Origin of the sequence: Corynebacterium sp. HMSC078A10 (assembly GCF_001811565.1) — a bacterium.
Classification (GTDB): domain Bacteria; phylum Actinomycetota; class Actinomycetes; order Mycobacteriales; family Mycobacteriaceae; genus Corynebacterium; species Corynebacterium hesseae.
The window spans coordinates 76,374-76,615 of the sequence record NZ_KV805217.1; the positions used below are offsets into that span (position 1 = coordinate 76,374).

General features: G+C 57.0%; 1 protein-coding gene. It reads left to right on the forward strand.

Annotation, left to right across the window (positions count from 1 at the left end; all coding sequences use genetic code 11):
* On the forward strand, nucleotides 1-242 hold a 242-nt coding region (locus HMPREF2808_RS13990; RefSeq protein WP_246818555.1), incomplete at both ends, for an HNH endonuclease signature motif containing protein.

The following is a 242-nucleotide window of genomic DNA, read 5'->3' on the forward strand; positions in this document are numbered from 1 at the left end:
CAACGCCTTACCCTGCATGCTGAATTCCACACCTGTTCTAGACCAGGCTGCAATAAACCGGCAGACTACTGCCAAGTCCATCACCTCATCCCCTGGCAGGCGGGAGGCTACACCAACATCAAGAACCTGACCTTCCTGTGCGCCTACCACAACGGAATCAATGATGATGACCCACAAAGGCCTACCGGGCGCGGCTACATGTACCGGCTTAACACCGGGGTCAGCTTCATCCCACCCTGGGG